Genomic DNA, 14,126 nt, shown 5'->3' with positions numbered 1-14,126 from the left:
ATTGATACGGCCGATGTTTATGAAAATGGGGAAAGTGAAAAGGCCGTTGGTCGCCTGGTGCATTCGCGCAGTGAGCGCATTTATGTAGCCACAAAATGTGGCAGGCGATTGAATCCACATATTGATCAGGCTTATCAACCTGCCACATTACGAAATTTTGTTGAGGATAGTCTGACAAACATGGGCCTGGAAACGCTTGACCTCATACAATTACATTGTCCGCCAAATGAAACTTATTACAGGCCCGAAATATTTGATTTGTTTGAAACGCTCAAAAAAGAAGGAAAAATACAGAATTTGGGTGTAAGTGCAGGTACAGTAGATCAGGCATTAAAAGCAATAGAATATGATAATGTATCCACAATACAGATTATTTTCAATATGTTGCGTCAGCGACCCTCTGAGCACTTTTTTGCCGAAGCTACAAAACGAAATGTGGGAATTATAGCTCGCGTGCCTTTGGCCAGCGGCTTATTGACCGGAAAATTCACACCTTCGACTACCTTCGATGAAGGTGACCACCGTGGATTTAGCGAAGAAAATGCACTTGACTATGGCGAAACATTTGCCGGAGTAGAGTTCAGGAAAGGGCTTGAGGTTGTGGAAAAAATCAAACAGGTGCTTCCTGAAAATGCTAATTTGCCGGCTATGGCATTAAAGTGGATACTGATGTTTAAAGAGATCAGTTGCATAATTCCCGGAGCATCGAAAGTTGAGCAAGTTCGTTCGAATATATCAGCGTCTGATCATCCTGAATTAACCGGAGAACAAATGAACCAAATCCGGCAAATTTACGAACAACATATTTGGCCTGAAATAGCCGACAAAAACTGGTAATACAATAAACTTGTTGCCAGGGATTATTCTTTGCCAATTGCGCCCAGCAAATCTATCTCTTTTTTTACAAGTGTTGCACCGGCAAATATGCCGAGTCCTCCATTAATATTGGTATGTATATTGGCACTTTCGGCGAAGAAATCTTCGTTGGTGTTCCAAAAAACATCACGTGTTTGGAGGTATAAATATAAATCCGGATCGAGTGCGTAAAAGTAGAGCTCAAACCGGGCATTTTGTTCAACCCATTCATCCACATCATATTCTTCATACACAATGCCGAATTTGTAAGTTTTCCGGGAGTTGTTAAATTCATCATCCGGAAAGCGCAGGTATTCCCATACATTGAATTCAGCATTGTTTCCAATACCTGTATTGAGCCCCATATAATCGGTTTCGTAATAGAAAAGCCATACTCTGTCTGTGGTGGTTTGTTGTATATCGCTTATGATTGCTATATCGATCAAATAGTAATGGTTTCCGGGTAAATCATCAAATGTGAAAGTTATGCCCAGGGCCGATTCTATAGCTCCAAACTGATCAACACTAATGGTGGTTGGAACAATAGAGTCGATTCGGACTATGGGTACTGAATCTGGCAGGTATGATGAGGCCGAAATGTTCTTATTCAGGGCGTTAAATTCGATACGGTAATTATTCCCTGCTTCCATTGCATTTGATGAATAATAGTTTCCATCACTTTCATAAATAAGTTGCTCCTGAAATGTATCATTGGTAAATAGTTCAATGTCGATATTTTCCAAATTACCGATATCCCCTTCATTACCTACAAGTACAGAATTGGATAGTTCAACTTTCAGCGGTTTTCCATTCTCGAACATCCCATTTACCACCGGCCGGGGTTCCACATTATCTATTTCAATGGGAATGGTTTTTTCGCATGAGAACAGAGCAAACAGTAAAATTATGGTAAGTATATTTTTCATGATATTGGTTTATTTAAATCTGAACCGGTAACTAATTGAAGGGACAAACCTGAAAATGGTGTATTGTGTAAGGACCATATCTCCCGAATCATCATCTTCCACGATCATAAAAACGGGGTTGTATCTGCCATATGCATTAAAAACAGAGAATGACCAGGTGCGAAAACCCCATTTTTTCTCCTTATGCAGGTTAACGCCCACGTCGAGGCGGTGATATGCCGGCGCGCGATAATTATTGCGGCTATCGAACTCAGTCACATACTCATCGTAGTAATATGAATAATTGTGGAAAGGGTCTCCCGGATCCTGGTAAGACTCGAAGGGAATAGTGAAAGCATTGCCGGTGGCGTAGATCCAGTTTAGTGCAACGTCGAAACGTTCACTAAATTTGTGCGTGAACGAGAGATTGATGTCGTGCCTTCGGTCGTATTTGAATGGATAGGATTCACCGTTATTTATTTCATCAAATTTTCTGTAGCTCCACGAGAGGGTATATGCCAGCGACAGTTTGGTGTTTTCCCAGTTTTTTTCACCCAAAAACTCCAAGCCGTAAGACCAGCCCCGCCCACTGGCAATTTTGTTTTGCCAATTTTGATCAGTAGGTACAAATTGTGCACCTTCTTTGTAAGCAATTACGTTGGTCATGTCTTTGTAGTAACCTTCCAGATTAAAATTCAATGTGTTATCGACCATCCAGTTTGCCCCTAGTGCATATTGCCAGCTGCTCTGTGGCGGAACCTTTTCGGTTGCCGGCACCCACAAATCTGTGGGCAGTGTAATAGAGCTGTTGGTAAGCAAATGAATGTATTGTTTCATATTGGCCACTGATCCTTTCAGTGAAAATGAATTGGACAGTTTGCCACGCAGGCTAAATCGTGGTTCAATGCTGCTATAGCTTCTGTTGCTTACAAAATAATGACTGTATCGTAAACCCAGGTTGGTTTTGAAAACATCATTGATCTCCCAGTTGTCTTCAACGAAAAGGGCTATTTCGTGTCCATAAATATTGCTACCTTTTTTGTCGTCGAAATTTTCTATGTCGGTAGCTTCAGTTTTTCTGCTACTCACCCCGGGGCTGTATTTGTGGTAAGTGTATTCGGCGCCCATTTTAATTTGATGTTGCGTATTGGGATAGAAGTCAATATCTTCTTTTATGGTCAGGTCTTCGACACCCGAAAGGTATTCCTGGCGGTGAGAGAAATATTGGTCCGACATTTTATCTTCAAAAACAAACTCCAACTCATTCAAAAACCTGAAACGGCTATATGTAACAGTTGTATTGCTAAATAGTCTTCCAGAGAAAACATGGTTCCAACGCAGGGCAGAGGTGGTGTTACCCCATTTGAGGCCTACATCGTATCGCTCACTACTGTATTGATCGTCGGTATCTCCCAAAAAGTAAAACTTGTCTTCACCTAAATAAGCACTGAGGTAAAAGCGATCTTTATCGCTGAACTTGTGATTGATTTTGGCACTAAGATCACCGAACCAAAATCCACCGGTTGCATCGGTCTTTTTAAAGGTGGTGTAGGCCCGCCCAAAAAGATCGAAATAGGAGCGCCGACCAGATACAATGAATGATGTTTTGTCTTTTATTATGGGACCTGAGACAGTTAATTTGGTAGAAAGCAGTCCGACAGCTCCTTCTACCTGAAGTTTTTTCATATTGCCCTCCTTCATTCGAATGTCGATCACAGATGAAAGTCGTCCGCCATAACGTGCAGGGAACCCTCCTTTAATCAGCTTAACATCATTGATAGCATCGGCATTGAAAACCGAGAAGAAACCAAACAGATGGTTCACGTTGTATACGGGTACGCCATCCAGCAGAATCAAATTCTGACTTGGGTCGCCGCCCCTGACAAATACTCCGGAAAAACCTTCGTTACCCGACTGCACCCCGGGCAGTTTTTGTATGCTTTTCATGATATCGACCTCCCCAAACAGCGCAGGCATTTTTTTAATTTCCAGCATTTTAATGCGGTGACTGCTCATTTGAGTGCTTTCGACCAAATCACGGGCATCTGCTTTTACCACTACTTCTTCGAGCAATTCACCTGAAGTTAGTTCAGTATTCATTATGCGATTACCTTGCAGGTCTATTTGCTTTCGAATGGGGGCGTAACCTACAAATGAATATGTAATGGTGTGGCGGCCGGGAGGCAAGCTAATACTGTAAAACCCGTAATTGTTTGTAATGGTTCCCTGATAGGTGGCTGAATCGTAAACATTGGCACCGATCAATGCTTCAGAAGAGTTTGCATCTCTGACATAACCGCTGACTGTATAATTTTGAGCTAATAAAGCAGAGCTGCATATAATGCTAAAGAAGGTGCAAGTAATAAAACTTGCCAGGCTTGTTTTCATTTGTTAGTTTTAGTTTAAGATGGTCAGGTAGGGTTTTTATTTATAGACAATTAGTTTTTAAAATTTTATGCTCCATGTAGTTTTTATCTTTTAGAAACAGACTATTCCCGGAGCTTTCATTTTGTGTTTTAATCAAAAATAGCATATAACTGATTGCAATCAAAAATATTGTTGATATAAAATGGGTCTGCAAAATAGTTTATAACTGTTTTATAATAATGCTAAAACCTATTGTGTTAAAATATATTTTAAATGATTTTCAATATCCATGCAAGCGTAATACCCAGATAGTTGCCAATGGCATAACCAATGAGCCCTACAGTTAGTCCACCAACAATGAGGTTTTTATTATTAATTTGGCCGGCTATTACCGGAACAAAGGGCGGAGAACAGATTAGTGCTACAGAAGTGACCATCATCAGGTCGCCTTTTAATTTGAAAATACGGCACCAAAGCAAATGAAGCAATAAACTCCCGAAAACAACCCAGGCCAGGTATCTTAAAAGAAACGGGGCTACTTCCTGAAAACGACTAATATCGGCCATTGAGGCTACTGCAACGCTGAATACCAGTATAAAATACATGCCGGCATTTGTTGAGCTGCCGTTGCCATTTATTTTGGGCACAAGCGACAATAAAAGTGATAAAGTTGTAATAACCAGTATAACGTACAACATCTGCACTTCGCCATAGAACAGGAATGAAGTGCCTGCAGCCAGCGCTACAATCAAAACAGCCATGCCAATTGATCCGGCATACGATGTCAATTTGTAATTGTAGGTTTTTATACTTTCGGCCTCTACCAGCTTATCTTGTTCGGACTTCCCCAGCCATTTTACAAACCATTTTTTACCAAGCGTGAATAAAAAAAGCAGGTAAATGCTCGACAAAAGCATGTCATAAGTATTCAACAGTACAAAATGCTCGGGTGCTACATCTAAAGCTGTTTGGATGCTTGCTAAATTGGGCGTGCCCCCTGTATAAACACCCACAAGCATACCTGAAGTTTTCCACATATCGGGCTGCATATGGCCCCATATTAAATAACCGCTGGCTACAGTGATAATTACAGCCACAAGGCCACCCAGGAAGCATTTCAATACAGGGCCTGTGGTATGCAAAAGTGCTCTTATTTTTACCGTAAACAGCAACAATGGGATAGCCAACAGAACACTCACTCCTGAAAAGGTTTCCTGAAAATTATAAAGGTCTGTGGGGATCATACCCACATTACCTGCCAAAATACCAATGATGTAGGCTAAAAATATACTGCCGGTCTTACGAAATATATCGTACCTATTGACCAGGAAATATATGATAAAAGGTATAGTCAGATAGAAAACAGCAAGTAAAATATAATGAATAACCATTTCCATATGCCTTTTAAAAGCGCCAAAAATAGCAATTATTTACCCTTGTGTAACAAAAAAAGAAATATTATCTTTCCCAAAACACTTAATTACCAATGCGCGTTTTATTTTTTTGGGTCCTTCTGTTTAGCTTACCCCTTTATTCTGATGCAGATAATGAAATTTTATTTGATCAGCAAAGTGAGATTGATATTTCAGAGCAAATTAAAATATTTAAGCCAGGAACTGCTTTCAGAGACATTAATGATGTACTTTTTATTGATCATCTCTTTACTGAAAATAATCAGCGGCTGCTTAATATCAACGCCAGAGACAGTGTTATATGGACTAAATTTGATATACGCAATGTAAATCAATATCCCATAAGTATTTTACTGGAATATCGTAATGCCAATATTCAGGAGATACATTTCTATATTAAAAAGGAGTTATTACTTATTCATAAAAAACAAACCGGCGCCAAATTTCCATTTTATCAACGAAGCATTAAATCGCGGTTTTTTGTACAGCGCTTTATGCTGGAACCGGGCATTAAATACACCATTTTCACTAAAATTATCAATAAAAATAACAGGATAAAGGTCCCTGTAACATTGTATGACCAACAAGGATTTAATCAACGAACTTCAGTAGATAATTTGCAGGCTGGTCTTTTCTATGGCATTTTCTTCACTTTATTACTAACTGCACTATTGTTTTTTATTCTTAAATTCGACGTGCGCAGCCAGTTTTTTTATATGCTGTATATGCTGTCATTTATGCTACTTTTCTTTTTACTTGATGGCTTTGCATTACAATATCTATTTTTTGAAACACCTGCAGTTACAAGTTATGTAACGAAAGTTTTCCCTTTCATTATTATTGCGGCTTTTGCTGGCCTTGCCTATCAGTATTTTAAGTTTTACAATCATTACAATTTTTTCAGAAAAATTTTATATGGTGTATTAGCAGGCGATGTGCTGATCTTTGCACTTGCGTTAATTTTCAATTTTAATGTGCAAATAACCATGAATTTTGTAATGCTTGTTTCCATTCTTTTAATTGCAGGCATTGTGTTACATCAACGAAAATATAAAATTGCTGATGCCAGCCATGTCTATTTTAAATGGGCCATGCTGATGTCATTTATCATCGTAACACTATTTGGTCTCCAACATTATTTAACACAATATGGGTATAATGATTTTCAGGCAGTGATAAAAATTGCTGTGATCATACAATTATCATTAGTCGCCTTGTCTTATTATAAAAGACTTCAGATTAGCCATTCAAGGGCGCAGCAAAACAATATACGAAACCTTGAAAAGCTGAATAAAGTGACAGCACAGCACAATGCTGAACTGGAGAAAAAAGTTGCTGAACGCACACAAACCCTTGAATATAAAAATGCTCAGCTGGAAGAACATATGGCGGAAAACAAGGCTATAACGGAGGAATTGCACCGCCAACGCGATGAGATGGAAAATCTTAATAAGGAGCTGGAAAAAGCTTTTAAAAAGTCTACTGCAGATCATGTACGGCTCCAAAAAGCTATGGTAGAGAATGAACAACAGCAACAAAAGCTGGAGGAGTCGTTTAAAGAAATTAGCGAGAAGAATAAGACTCTTGAGACCCAGAACGAAGAGATTAGGGCACAGAGCGATAAAATACAGGAACAACATCATCTATTAGAAATTAAGAATCGTGACATTACCGATTCTATCATCTATGCAGAGCGCATTCAGAATTCTATACTTCCTCCGTTGGAGAGCATCAGGCAGGTTTTTCCGGATAGTTTTATTTATTTTCGCCCCAAAGAGCGCTTAAGCGGCGATTTTTATTGGTTCGATTCAAAAGAGCAAAATGGCGAGACTGCTCATATGGTATCAGCTGTGGATTGTACAGGGCATGGGGTGCCCGGTGCATTGATGTCGATCATTGCCAAAGACGGACTCAACGATGCTGTTAATAGCAAAAATATTGCAGATCCAGGAAAAATCATACACCATCTTAATCAGGTAACAATTAATACGCTCAACAAACAAAAGAATGCCGATTATTTAAAAGATGGAATGGATTTATCCCTGGTGAAAATTGTTCCGGCCCAAAAGAAAATTTATTTTGCAGGTGCACGAAATCCATTGTATCTTTTAAGAGATAATGAGTTGTATATTTACGATGGAAATGTATTTTCTGCTGGTACACTGGCGAAAGAATCCATACCTGTAAAATTTGAAACGCAGGAGATTGATTATAAAGAGAACGATATGATTTATTTGTTCTCTGACGGATTTGCCGATCAATTTGGAGGAGAGAAAGGCCAAAAATTCAGATATAAGCGTTTCAAAAAAATGATGAGTCTAATCGTAAATTTACCAATCGAAGCACAAAAAAAACGTGTTGATGAAATATTTTTAAAGTGGAAAAAAGACTGGGAGCAGATAGATGATGTATTAATTGTGGGAATTCGCTTATGAGAATTTTGTATTAAAAATTACATATGGAAATACTAAATATATTGTATATTATCGCATCTTTTTTAGCCGAAATGCCTGTTATATATGTCTTATTGGCTGTAATTACTGCATTGGTTATTTGGCTCATAGTAGAAAACCTCAAAAGCCGAAAAACTAATTTTGGCTTTGGCAGTAAGAATAATACACTGGCCCTTGCCACATTCAATAAAATAAATTTAATTACGCTTTTCTATGATTTTTCCTATCAATTGGTAGGGATGAATGAAATGGCTCAAAAGCATTTTTTTGAACTGAACCTCCTAGAAGAACTTAATTCAAAACCACTTGATGAGGTATTCACGAATACCAATTTGCTGAATTATTTAGATGAACTCCTTGTAAAGGATACACCTCAAAAATTTCGTTTGAATATAAAAGGTACTGATAAGATACATCATTACGATGCCACTCTTTTTTCAGCTGATGATACCAAAGATATCAGTAAAAAAATTGTGCTGATACTGCATGAGACCACTGAAATGCAAGAAGAAATAGCCGAAAAAGAGCATAGGCTTACAAAGATGCAGGAAGAACATATACAACTGGTGGCTGATAAGAAAGATACTGAAGATCAGAAAGTAGAACTTGAAAAAGCTTTTAAGCACAGCAGTAAACACCACATACAACTACAAAAAGCCCTGCTTGAGAACGAACGGCAAAGGAAACAACTTCAGGAAGCGGTGGAACTTATTAATAAGCAAAAAGAAGAACTCAAAAATGCCAATGAAGAGATTAAGCATCATGCGCGAATGAAAGAGATATTCTTTGCCAATACAAGCCATGAAATAAGAACACCTCTTAATGCTATAATCGGTTTTACGAACCTTTTGATTCAAATGAGTCCGAGCCAGAAACAACTCGCTTATTTGCGAAATATTAAGGCATCGGGCGATAACCTGTTAATTGTACTGAACGATATTCTTGATTTCTCTAAGATTGAAGCAGGTAAGATGACTTTTGAAAATATCTCCTTCCTGCTTACCGAACAGATCGACTACTTGATTAATACCATGCAGGTAAAAGCCGATGAGCGAAATCTTGAGCTAAAACATTATGTAGATCCTAATTTGCCTGAAGTGCTTATTGGCGACCCAACACGCTTGAATCAGATATTGATGAATCTCATAGGTAACTCTATAAAATTTACAGAAAGTAAAGGTGTTGTTGAACTACGGGTTTCAGAAAAAAGACGCTCTGAAACCGAAGTAGAGATGAAATTCGAAGTAAAAGATAATGGTATTGGTATTTCGAAAGAAAAAATAAGCCGTATTTTTAACAGTTTCACCCAGGCCGAAGATGAAACTACTCGTAAATATGGCGGTACAGGCTTGGGGTTGGCAATTGTAAAACAACTGGTAGAGCTGCAAAACGGAGAAATTTTCGTAAGCAGTGAGGTAGGAAAGGGGTCGGTTTTTACTTTTTATCTACCGTTCACAATAGGGCATTTTTCAAGTATAAAACGCCAATCGGCCAATACGGAAAATCAGCTTAAACAGCCTGAAAATATTCGGTTACTATTAGCTGAAGACAATAAGATAAACAGGCAATTGGCTATTGATACCATTAAAAACTGGGAAGATAAAATTAAAATCGAAGTTGCAGAGAATGGAAAACAAGTAATTGACTTGTTAAGGGAGAAGTCTTTCCAAATGATATTTATGGATATTCAAATGCCCGAAATGGATGGTATTGAGGCCACCAAATACATTCGGGAAGATATGCCCTATGAAGTTAAAAATATTCCCATCATAGCTATGACCGCCCATGCACTCAAAAATGAACGCGACCATTTTATAGAGGTTGGCATGGACGATTATATCTCTAAACCTTTTGCGCCGGAAATACTTACGCATAAAATTACTTTTTACGCAAGTGACGAGATACAGGAAAAAGTAAAGAATGGGGAAAAATTTAAATCAATACTTGATAAATTTGAGAATAGCGAATCAGAGTTAAAAACCTATGCACCCAAATCTGAAAAGGGTGATTATCAATACATCGATCTGAGTTACCTTGAAAAGATTTATAAGGGCGATTATAAACGCATACAAAAAATTCTCAGAATGTATTTGGCAAGTGTTCAGAACGAAATTGACGAAGTTGCAAGGTCCTATGAGAAAGGTGATTATGATGTAACCCGTGCCAGATCGCATGCCCTTAAGCCTAAAATGACTTACCTGGGTTGCCAAAAATTATTTGAAAGTGCAAAAAATATTGAACAAACTATTAAACAAAATGGTAATGTTGAACCTTTACTAAATGATGTTAATACATTAGTAGAGCAATGGCCTAAAGTTGAAGAAGAAATTAAAACCATTGTGAATAATTAACATTTTATTGACGTGAACAATGCGTATATTTTTTTAATTTTGTGAAAAACGAATAAATATGAGTGACAAAAGCACAATATTACTTGTCGATGACGATTTTATTTTTCTTGAAATGCTCAAGGAGTCGTTAGTTGATGAAGACAAATACAATATCGTTGGATTTCAATCGGGTGAAGAATGTTTGAATCACCTGCACCTTAAACCGGATATTATAGTATTAGATTATTTCCTGAATAGTGAAAACCCAAATGCGAAGAATGGACTCGATGTGTTGAAAGAGATCAAAAAGCGCGACAGCAAAGTCAAGGTTATTATTTTATCGGGCCAGGAGGATGGAAATTTGGTCTATGATTTTGTCAGAGAAAATGCGGCAAATTATGTGGTAAAAGACGATAATGCTTTTGATAATATAAAGAAAGCTATTGAAAATGCACTATAATTAATATTTTAAACCAAAAAACGCCTGGCAAAACCAGGCGTTTTTTTATGCTGTGCATCTATTTTCTATTCACGCATATCGATTAATTCTGCATCGGGGTGTGCCGATTTGTTAAAAGCAAACATTGAGTCTTTCATAGGAATGTTGGTTTTAAAGCTGTCAATGGTTACTGTAACCCTTGTACCATCTTTCGAAAAGTATTTAAAACCTTTAATTTCGTCTTTTGCTTCATTGACATATAGCTTTATTTTAAAGTACTCAAGATCGGTATTTTCAGGTACCAGCTCAATTTCGATCACATCCTCGCCATTGAATTTAGTTTTGCCTTTATACAGGTATTTAAAACCTTCTTCATAAATGGTAAATATTTCTTGTGGATTATCGAAAATGCTTTCTGAAGCCATATCGCTGTTAACAGAGAACAGGTTTACTTCCATTACATCCGGCATATAAACCCATTTTTGCTCACCATTGAAATAGGTAATGGCGTCCATGAAGTTGAGCTTATACTTTTCGCCTTTTTGCCAAAGCTTACCTTTGTATTCCTCTTCCATATCTGAGCTTTTGTTTACAGCTTTAGAGGTAAATTCAGCTTTGATTGTTGAGTAAGCTTTAGTTGCAGCGCTAAGTTCATCAAGAACTTCACGCGCTTTTGGATCTTGTTGTGCTGAAGTGCTTAAAATCAGCATAAAGAGGCTTGCCCACATTAATAATAATTTCATACTTGATTGTTTAAATTTTTATATTTTACTCAAATGTTGTTCCAAAGCGTATTCATCGGGTATTAAAACCTGTCTGGCTTTCGATCCCTCGAAGGGTCCCACAATCCCTGCAGCCTCTAGCTGATCTACGATACGGCCTGCACGGTTGTACCCAATAGAAAATTTTCGTTGAATTAGTGAAGTGCTACCTTGCTGATGCACTACAATTAATCGGGCGGCTTCCTCAAAAAGTGCATCACGTTTTTCGAGATCTGCCATACCGGCACCACTGCTTTCGTGCTGTAGCTCTGGTAATTCGTATGGTTGTCCGTAAGATTGCTGTTCGGATATATGGTCCATTATTTTTTCCAACTCCGGGGTATCTACAAAAGCACATTGCAAACGAAGCGGTTCTGCTCCGGTCGATATCAGCATATCGCCACGTCCAATCAACTGATTGGCGCCCGGACCATCGAGAATTGTTTTGGAATCGACACCAGAAATAACCCTGAATGCTATACGCGCCGGGAAATTAGCTTTAATTACACCGGTAATAATGTTGGTTGTTGGTCGCTGTGTAGCAATAATAAGGTGGATACCAATGGCCCTGGCTTTTTGCGCAAGTCTGGCAATTGGCATTTCTATCTCTTTACCAGCAGTCATGATGAGATCTGCATACTCATCTACCACAATAACAAAGTAGGGTAGGAAGCGGTGTCCATTTTCCGGATTCAGTTTTCGCTCAATGAATTTTTTATTGTATTCTTTTAAACTTCGGGCGTGTGCATTTTTGAGCAGATCGTAGCGGTTATCCATTTCAACTGTCAGGGAGTTGAGCGTATCAATAACCTTTTGTGTATCTGTAATGATGGGCTCTTCGGCATCTGGTACCTGGGCCAGAAAATGTTTATCGATTTTATTGTAGAGCGATAGTTCTACTTTTTTGGGGTCGACAAGTACAAGCTTAAGTTCTGATGGGTGTTTTTTGTAAAGTAAACTTGTTAGAATAACGTTTAGACCAACCGATTTCCCTTGTCCTGTGGCACCAGCCACAAGCAAGTGAGGGAGTTTGGTGAGGTCCATTACAAAAGTTTCATTTGTAATGGTTTTACCAAGCGCTACAGGTAATTGCATTTCTGATTCCTGAAAGCGTTTTGATGCAATGACTGAATGCATCGACACAATCTCAGGATTTTGGTTAGGCACTTCTATTCCTACTGTTCCTTTTCCCGGCATTGGTGCGATAATTCTTATTCCAAGCGCGGCAAGACTTAATGCAATGTCGTCTTCGAGGTTTTTTATTTTTGAAATACGCACTCCGGGTGCGGGAATTATTTCGTATAAAGTAACAGTGGGGCCAATGGTAGCTTTAATTTTGTCAATGGTAATGTTGTAGTTTCCAAGTGTTTCTACAATTCGTTGTTTGTTAGCTTCAAGTTCTTCCTGGCTAACCCGTTGTGGTGAATTTTTTTGTTCAATTTTAGGTAACATGTCGAAGGTGGGCATTTTATAATGCTCCAGATCTCTGCGTGGATCATATTTGCCCTGCCTTTCAAGTGGTTTTGATTTTTTTACAACCTCTTCATCCTTAGTTTGTTCCACTTCCATGCCTATTTCATTCTCCTGATCGTCTTCTTGCTGCGTTTTTTCCCGTTGCCCGGGCGTTGCTTCTTCATCTCCTTTATAGCTAACATTGATGTCCATAAGGTTGTCATCAAAGCCGTTACCCTGTTTTTGATTTGCATCATTATCAATTTCTTCAGCGGATGCGCTTTCCGGTTCCCGTTCATAAACCTGCTCTTCCTCGTTTTGGGCTTCTTCTACCTCGAAATCGATATTGTTGTTCGTATCTTTTTTCTCATTGTCAATGTGCTCGCTTGTATCGGCTTCATCTGATTGGAAATCCTCCTGTGGTGGTTCATTCAGGTATGCATCATCAGTATGGGCCTCTTCGGGTTGTTCCTCCTGGGCTTTATTATGGCCAGACCTGATGTTTTCAACCTTATTCCTCAGCATCAGGTATAATTGCCTGAAACGATAGAGCACAAATACAAAGGTGATGAGCAGAAGGAAAAGAATGGTACCTGCTTTACCCAGCATCGTATTCAGCCATTGGGTAATAAAATAACCATGTCCGCCACCAAGGATAAACCACCTGTCGCCGAAAAAGTAGCCCAAAAATGCTGAAGCCAGAATAATTATGATGAGTGTGTTTTTGGTTGTTTGCCAAAAGGGTAGTGGTCTTATTTTCCACAAATGCAGTCCGGCCAGAAAAGTGATAAGCAAAAAACCGAGCGATGCTATACCGAACCATTTGTGTATAAAAAGAGAAGAAAGCACAAGCCCGGCTTTTCCTGCCCAATTTCCAATTTCAGCACCTGATTGCTCATATATTTCCCCTATACTCAGGTCTACAAGACTTTGATCCTCTTTCCAGGTCATGAAATATGATATAAAAGCCAGCAATGCAAAAAGGGAAAAGAATACAAACAACAGGCCTGTAATTAATCGGAGGCGTTCATCTGCAAATGAACTATTTTTTCTTTTTTTTCTGGTTCGGGCCATCTTCAACTTTCATTTTAGCGTATGCAAAAATATAAGAAATAATCGATATTGAAAGTAAATCGAGCCGCTCTTTATTAC

General features: G+C 38.5%; 9 protein-coding genes. 4 read left to right on the top strand and 5 right to left on the bottom strand.

All coding sequences use genetic code 11. The features are described 5' to 3' along the window. Positions 1-837, top strand: an 837-nt coding sequence (locus tag VJ937_RS04825) for an aldo/keto reductase (RefSeq protein WP_324065763.1), incomplete at its 5' end; no start/stop codon positions are given. Between the two features lie 23 nt (positions 838-860). Here the strand turns inward: VJ937_RS04825 and VJ937_RS04820 are convergent. The 3 genes from VJ937_RS04820 to VJ937_RS04810 form a co-directional block, all read right to left on the bottom strand. After that, positions 861-1,781 carry a DUF4249 domain-containing protein gene (locus tag VJ937_RS04820; protein WP_324065762.1) on the bottom strand — a complete coding sequence of 307 codons (921 nt, stop codon included), beginning with the start codon at positions 1,779-1,781 and terminating at the stop codon, positions 861-863. Positions 1,782-1,790: 9 nt separating this feature from the next. Continuing rightward, positions 1,791-4,148, bottom strand: a complete 2,358-nt coding sequence (locus tag VJ937_RS04815; protein WP_324065761.1) for a TonB-dependent receptor — start codon at positions 4,146-4,148, stop codon at positions 1,791-1,793. 248 nt (positions 4,149-4,396) lie between these two features. Then, complete coding sequence (locus tag VJ937_RS04810; protein ID WP_324065760.1) at positions 4,397-5,518, bottom strand: DUF819 family protein; 1,122 nt, start codon at positions 5,516-5,518, stop codon at positions 4,397-4,399. A 95-nt stretch (positions 5,519-5,613) separates the two neighbouring features. Between VJ937_RS04810 and VJ937_RS04805 the strand changes: the two genes are divergently transcribed. Genes VJ937_RS04805 through VJ937_RS04795 form a run of 3 tightly spaced genes read left to right on the top strand, consistent with a single transcriptional unit; the run spans position 5,614 to position 10,782 of the window. Next, entirely contained in the window at positions 5,614-7,974 is a 2,361-nt protein-coding gene (locus VJ937_RS04805; RefSeq protein ID WP_324065759.1) for a 7TM-DISM domain-containing protein, read from the top strand. Between the two features lie 23 nt (positions 7,975-7,997). Next, complete coding sequence (locus VJ937_RS04800) at positions 7,998-10,343, top strand: ATP-binding protein (RefSeq protein WP_324065758.1); 2,346 nt, start codon at positions 7,998-8,000, stop codon at positions 10,341-10,343. Positions 10,344-10,401: 58 nt separating this feature from the next. Further along, complete coding sequence (locus VJ937_RS04795) at positions 10,402-10,782, top strand: response regulator (protein WP_324065757.1); 381 nt, start codon at positions 10,402-10,404, stop codon at positions 10,780-10,782. A gap of 65 nt (positions 10,783-10,847) precedes the next feature. Here VJ937_RS04795 and VJ937_RS04790 read toward each other — a convergent pair whose 3' ends face one another. Both VJ937_RS04790 and VJ937_RS04785 read right to left on the bottom strand, forming a co-directional pair. Next, entirely contained in the window at positions 10,848-11,504 is a 657-nt protein-coding gene (locus VJ937_RS04790) for an outer membrane lipoprotein carrier protein LolA (RefSeq protein WP_324065756.1), read from the bottom strand. 18 nt (positions 11,505-11,522) lie between these two features. Continuing rightward, positions 11,523-14,048 (bottom strand): DNA translocase FtsK, encoded by a 2,526-nt coding sequence (locus VJ937_RS04785; RefSeq protein ID WP_324065755.1) that lies wholly within the window; start codon positions 14,046-14,048, stop codon positions 11,523-11,525. Between the last annotated feature and the right edge of the window lie 78 nt (positions 14,049-14,126).

Origin of the sequence: Salinivirga sp. (assembly GCF_035268865.1) — a bacterium.
Classification (GTDB): domain Bacteria; phylum Bacteroidota; class Bacteroidia; order Bacteroidales; family Salinivirgaceae; genus Salinivirga.
Note: the sequence above shows the minus strand (reverse complement) of the source record. Positions and strands in the feature narration are given on the sequence as shown.

Bases quoted from the DNA above. Each gene is read 5' to 3' on its own strand.
- VJ937_RS04785 (WP_324065755.1), bottom strand. From the start codon at position 14,048: ATGGCCCGAACCAGAAAAAAAAGAAAAAATAGTTCATTTGCAGATGAA.
- VJ937_RS04810 (WP_324065760.1), bottom strand. From the start codon at position 5,518: ATGGTTATTCATTATATTTTACTTGCTGTTTTCTATCTGACTATACCT.
- VJ937_RS04795 (WP_324065757.1), top strand. From the start codon at position 10,402: ATGAGTGACAAAAGCACAATATTACTTGTCGATGACGATTTTATTTTT.
- VJ937_RS04805 (WP_324065759.1), top strand. From the start codon at position 5,614: ATGCGCGTTTTATTTTTTTGGGTCCTTCTGTTTAGCTTACCCCTTTAT.
- VJ937_RS04820 (WP_324065762.1), bottom strand. From the start codon at position 1,781: ATGAAAAATATACTTACCATAATTTTACTGTTTGCTCTGTTCTCATGC.
- VJ937_RS04800 (WP_324065758.1), top strand. From the start codon at position 7,998: ATGGAAATACTAAATATATTGTATATTATCGCATCTTTTTTAGCCGAA.
- VJ937_RS04790 (WP_324065756.1), bottom strand. From the start codon at position 11,504: ATGAAATTATTATTAATGTGGGCAAGCCTCTTTATGCTGATTTTAAGC.
- VJ937_RS04815 (WP_324065761.1), bottom strand. From the start codon at position 4,148: ATGAAAACAAGCCTGGCAAGTTTTATTACTTGCACCTTCTTTAGCATT.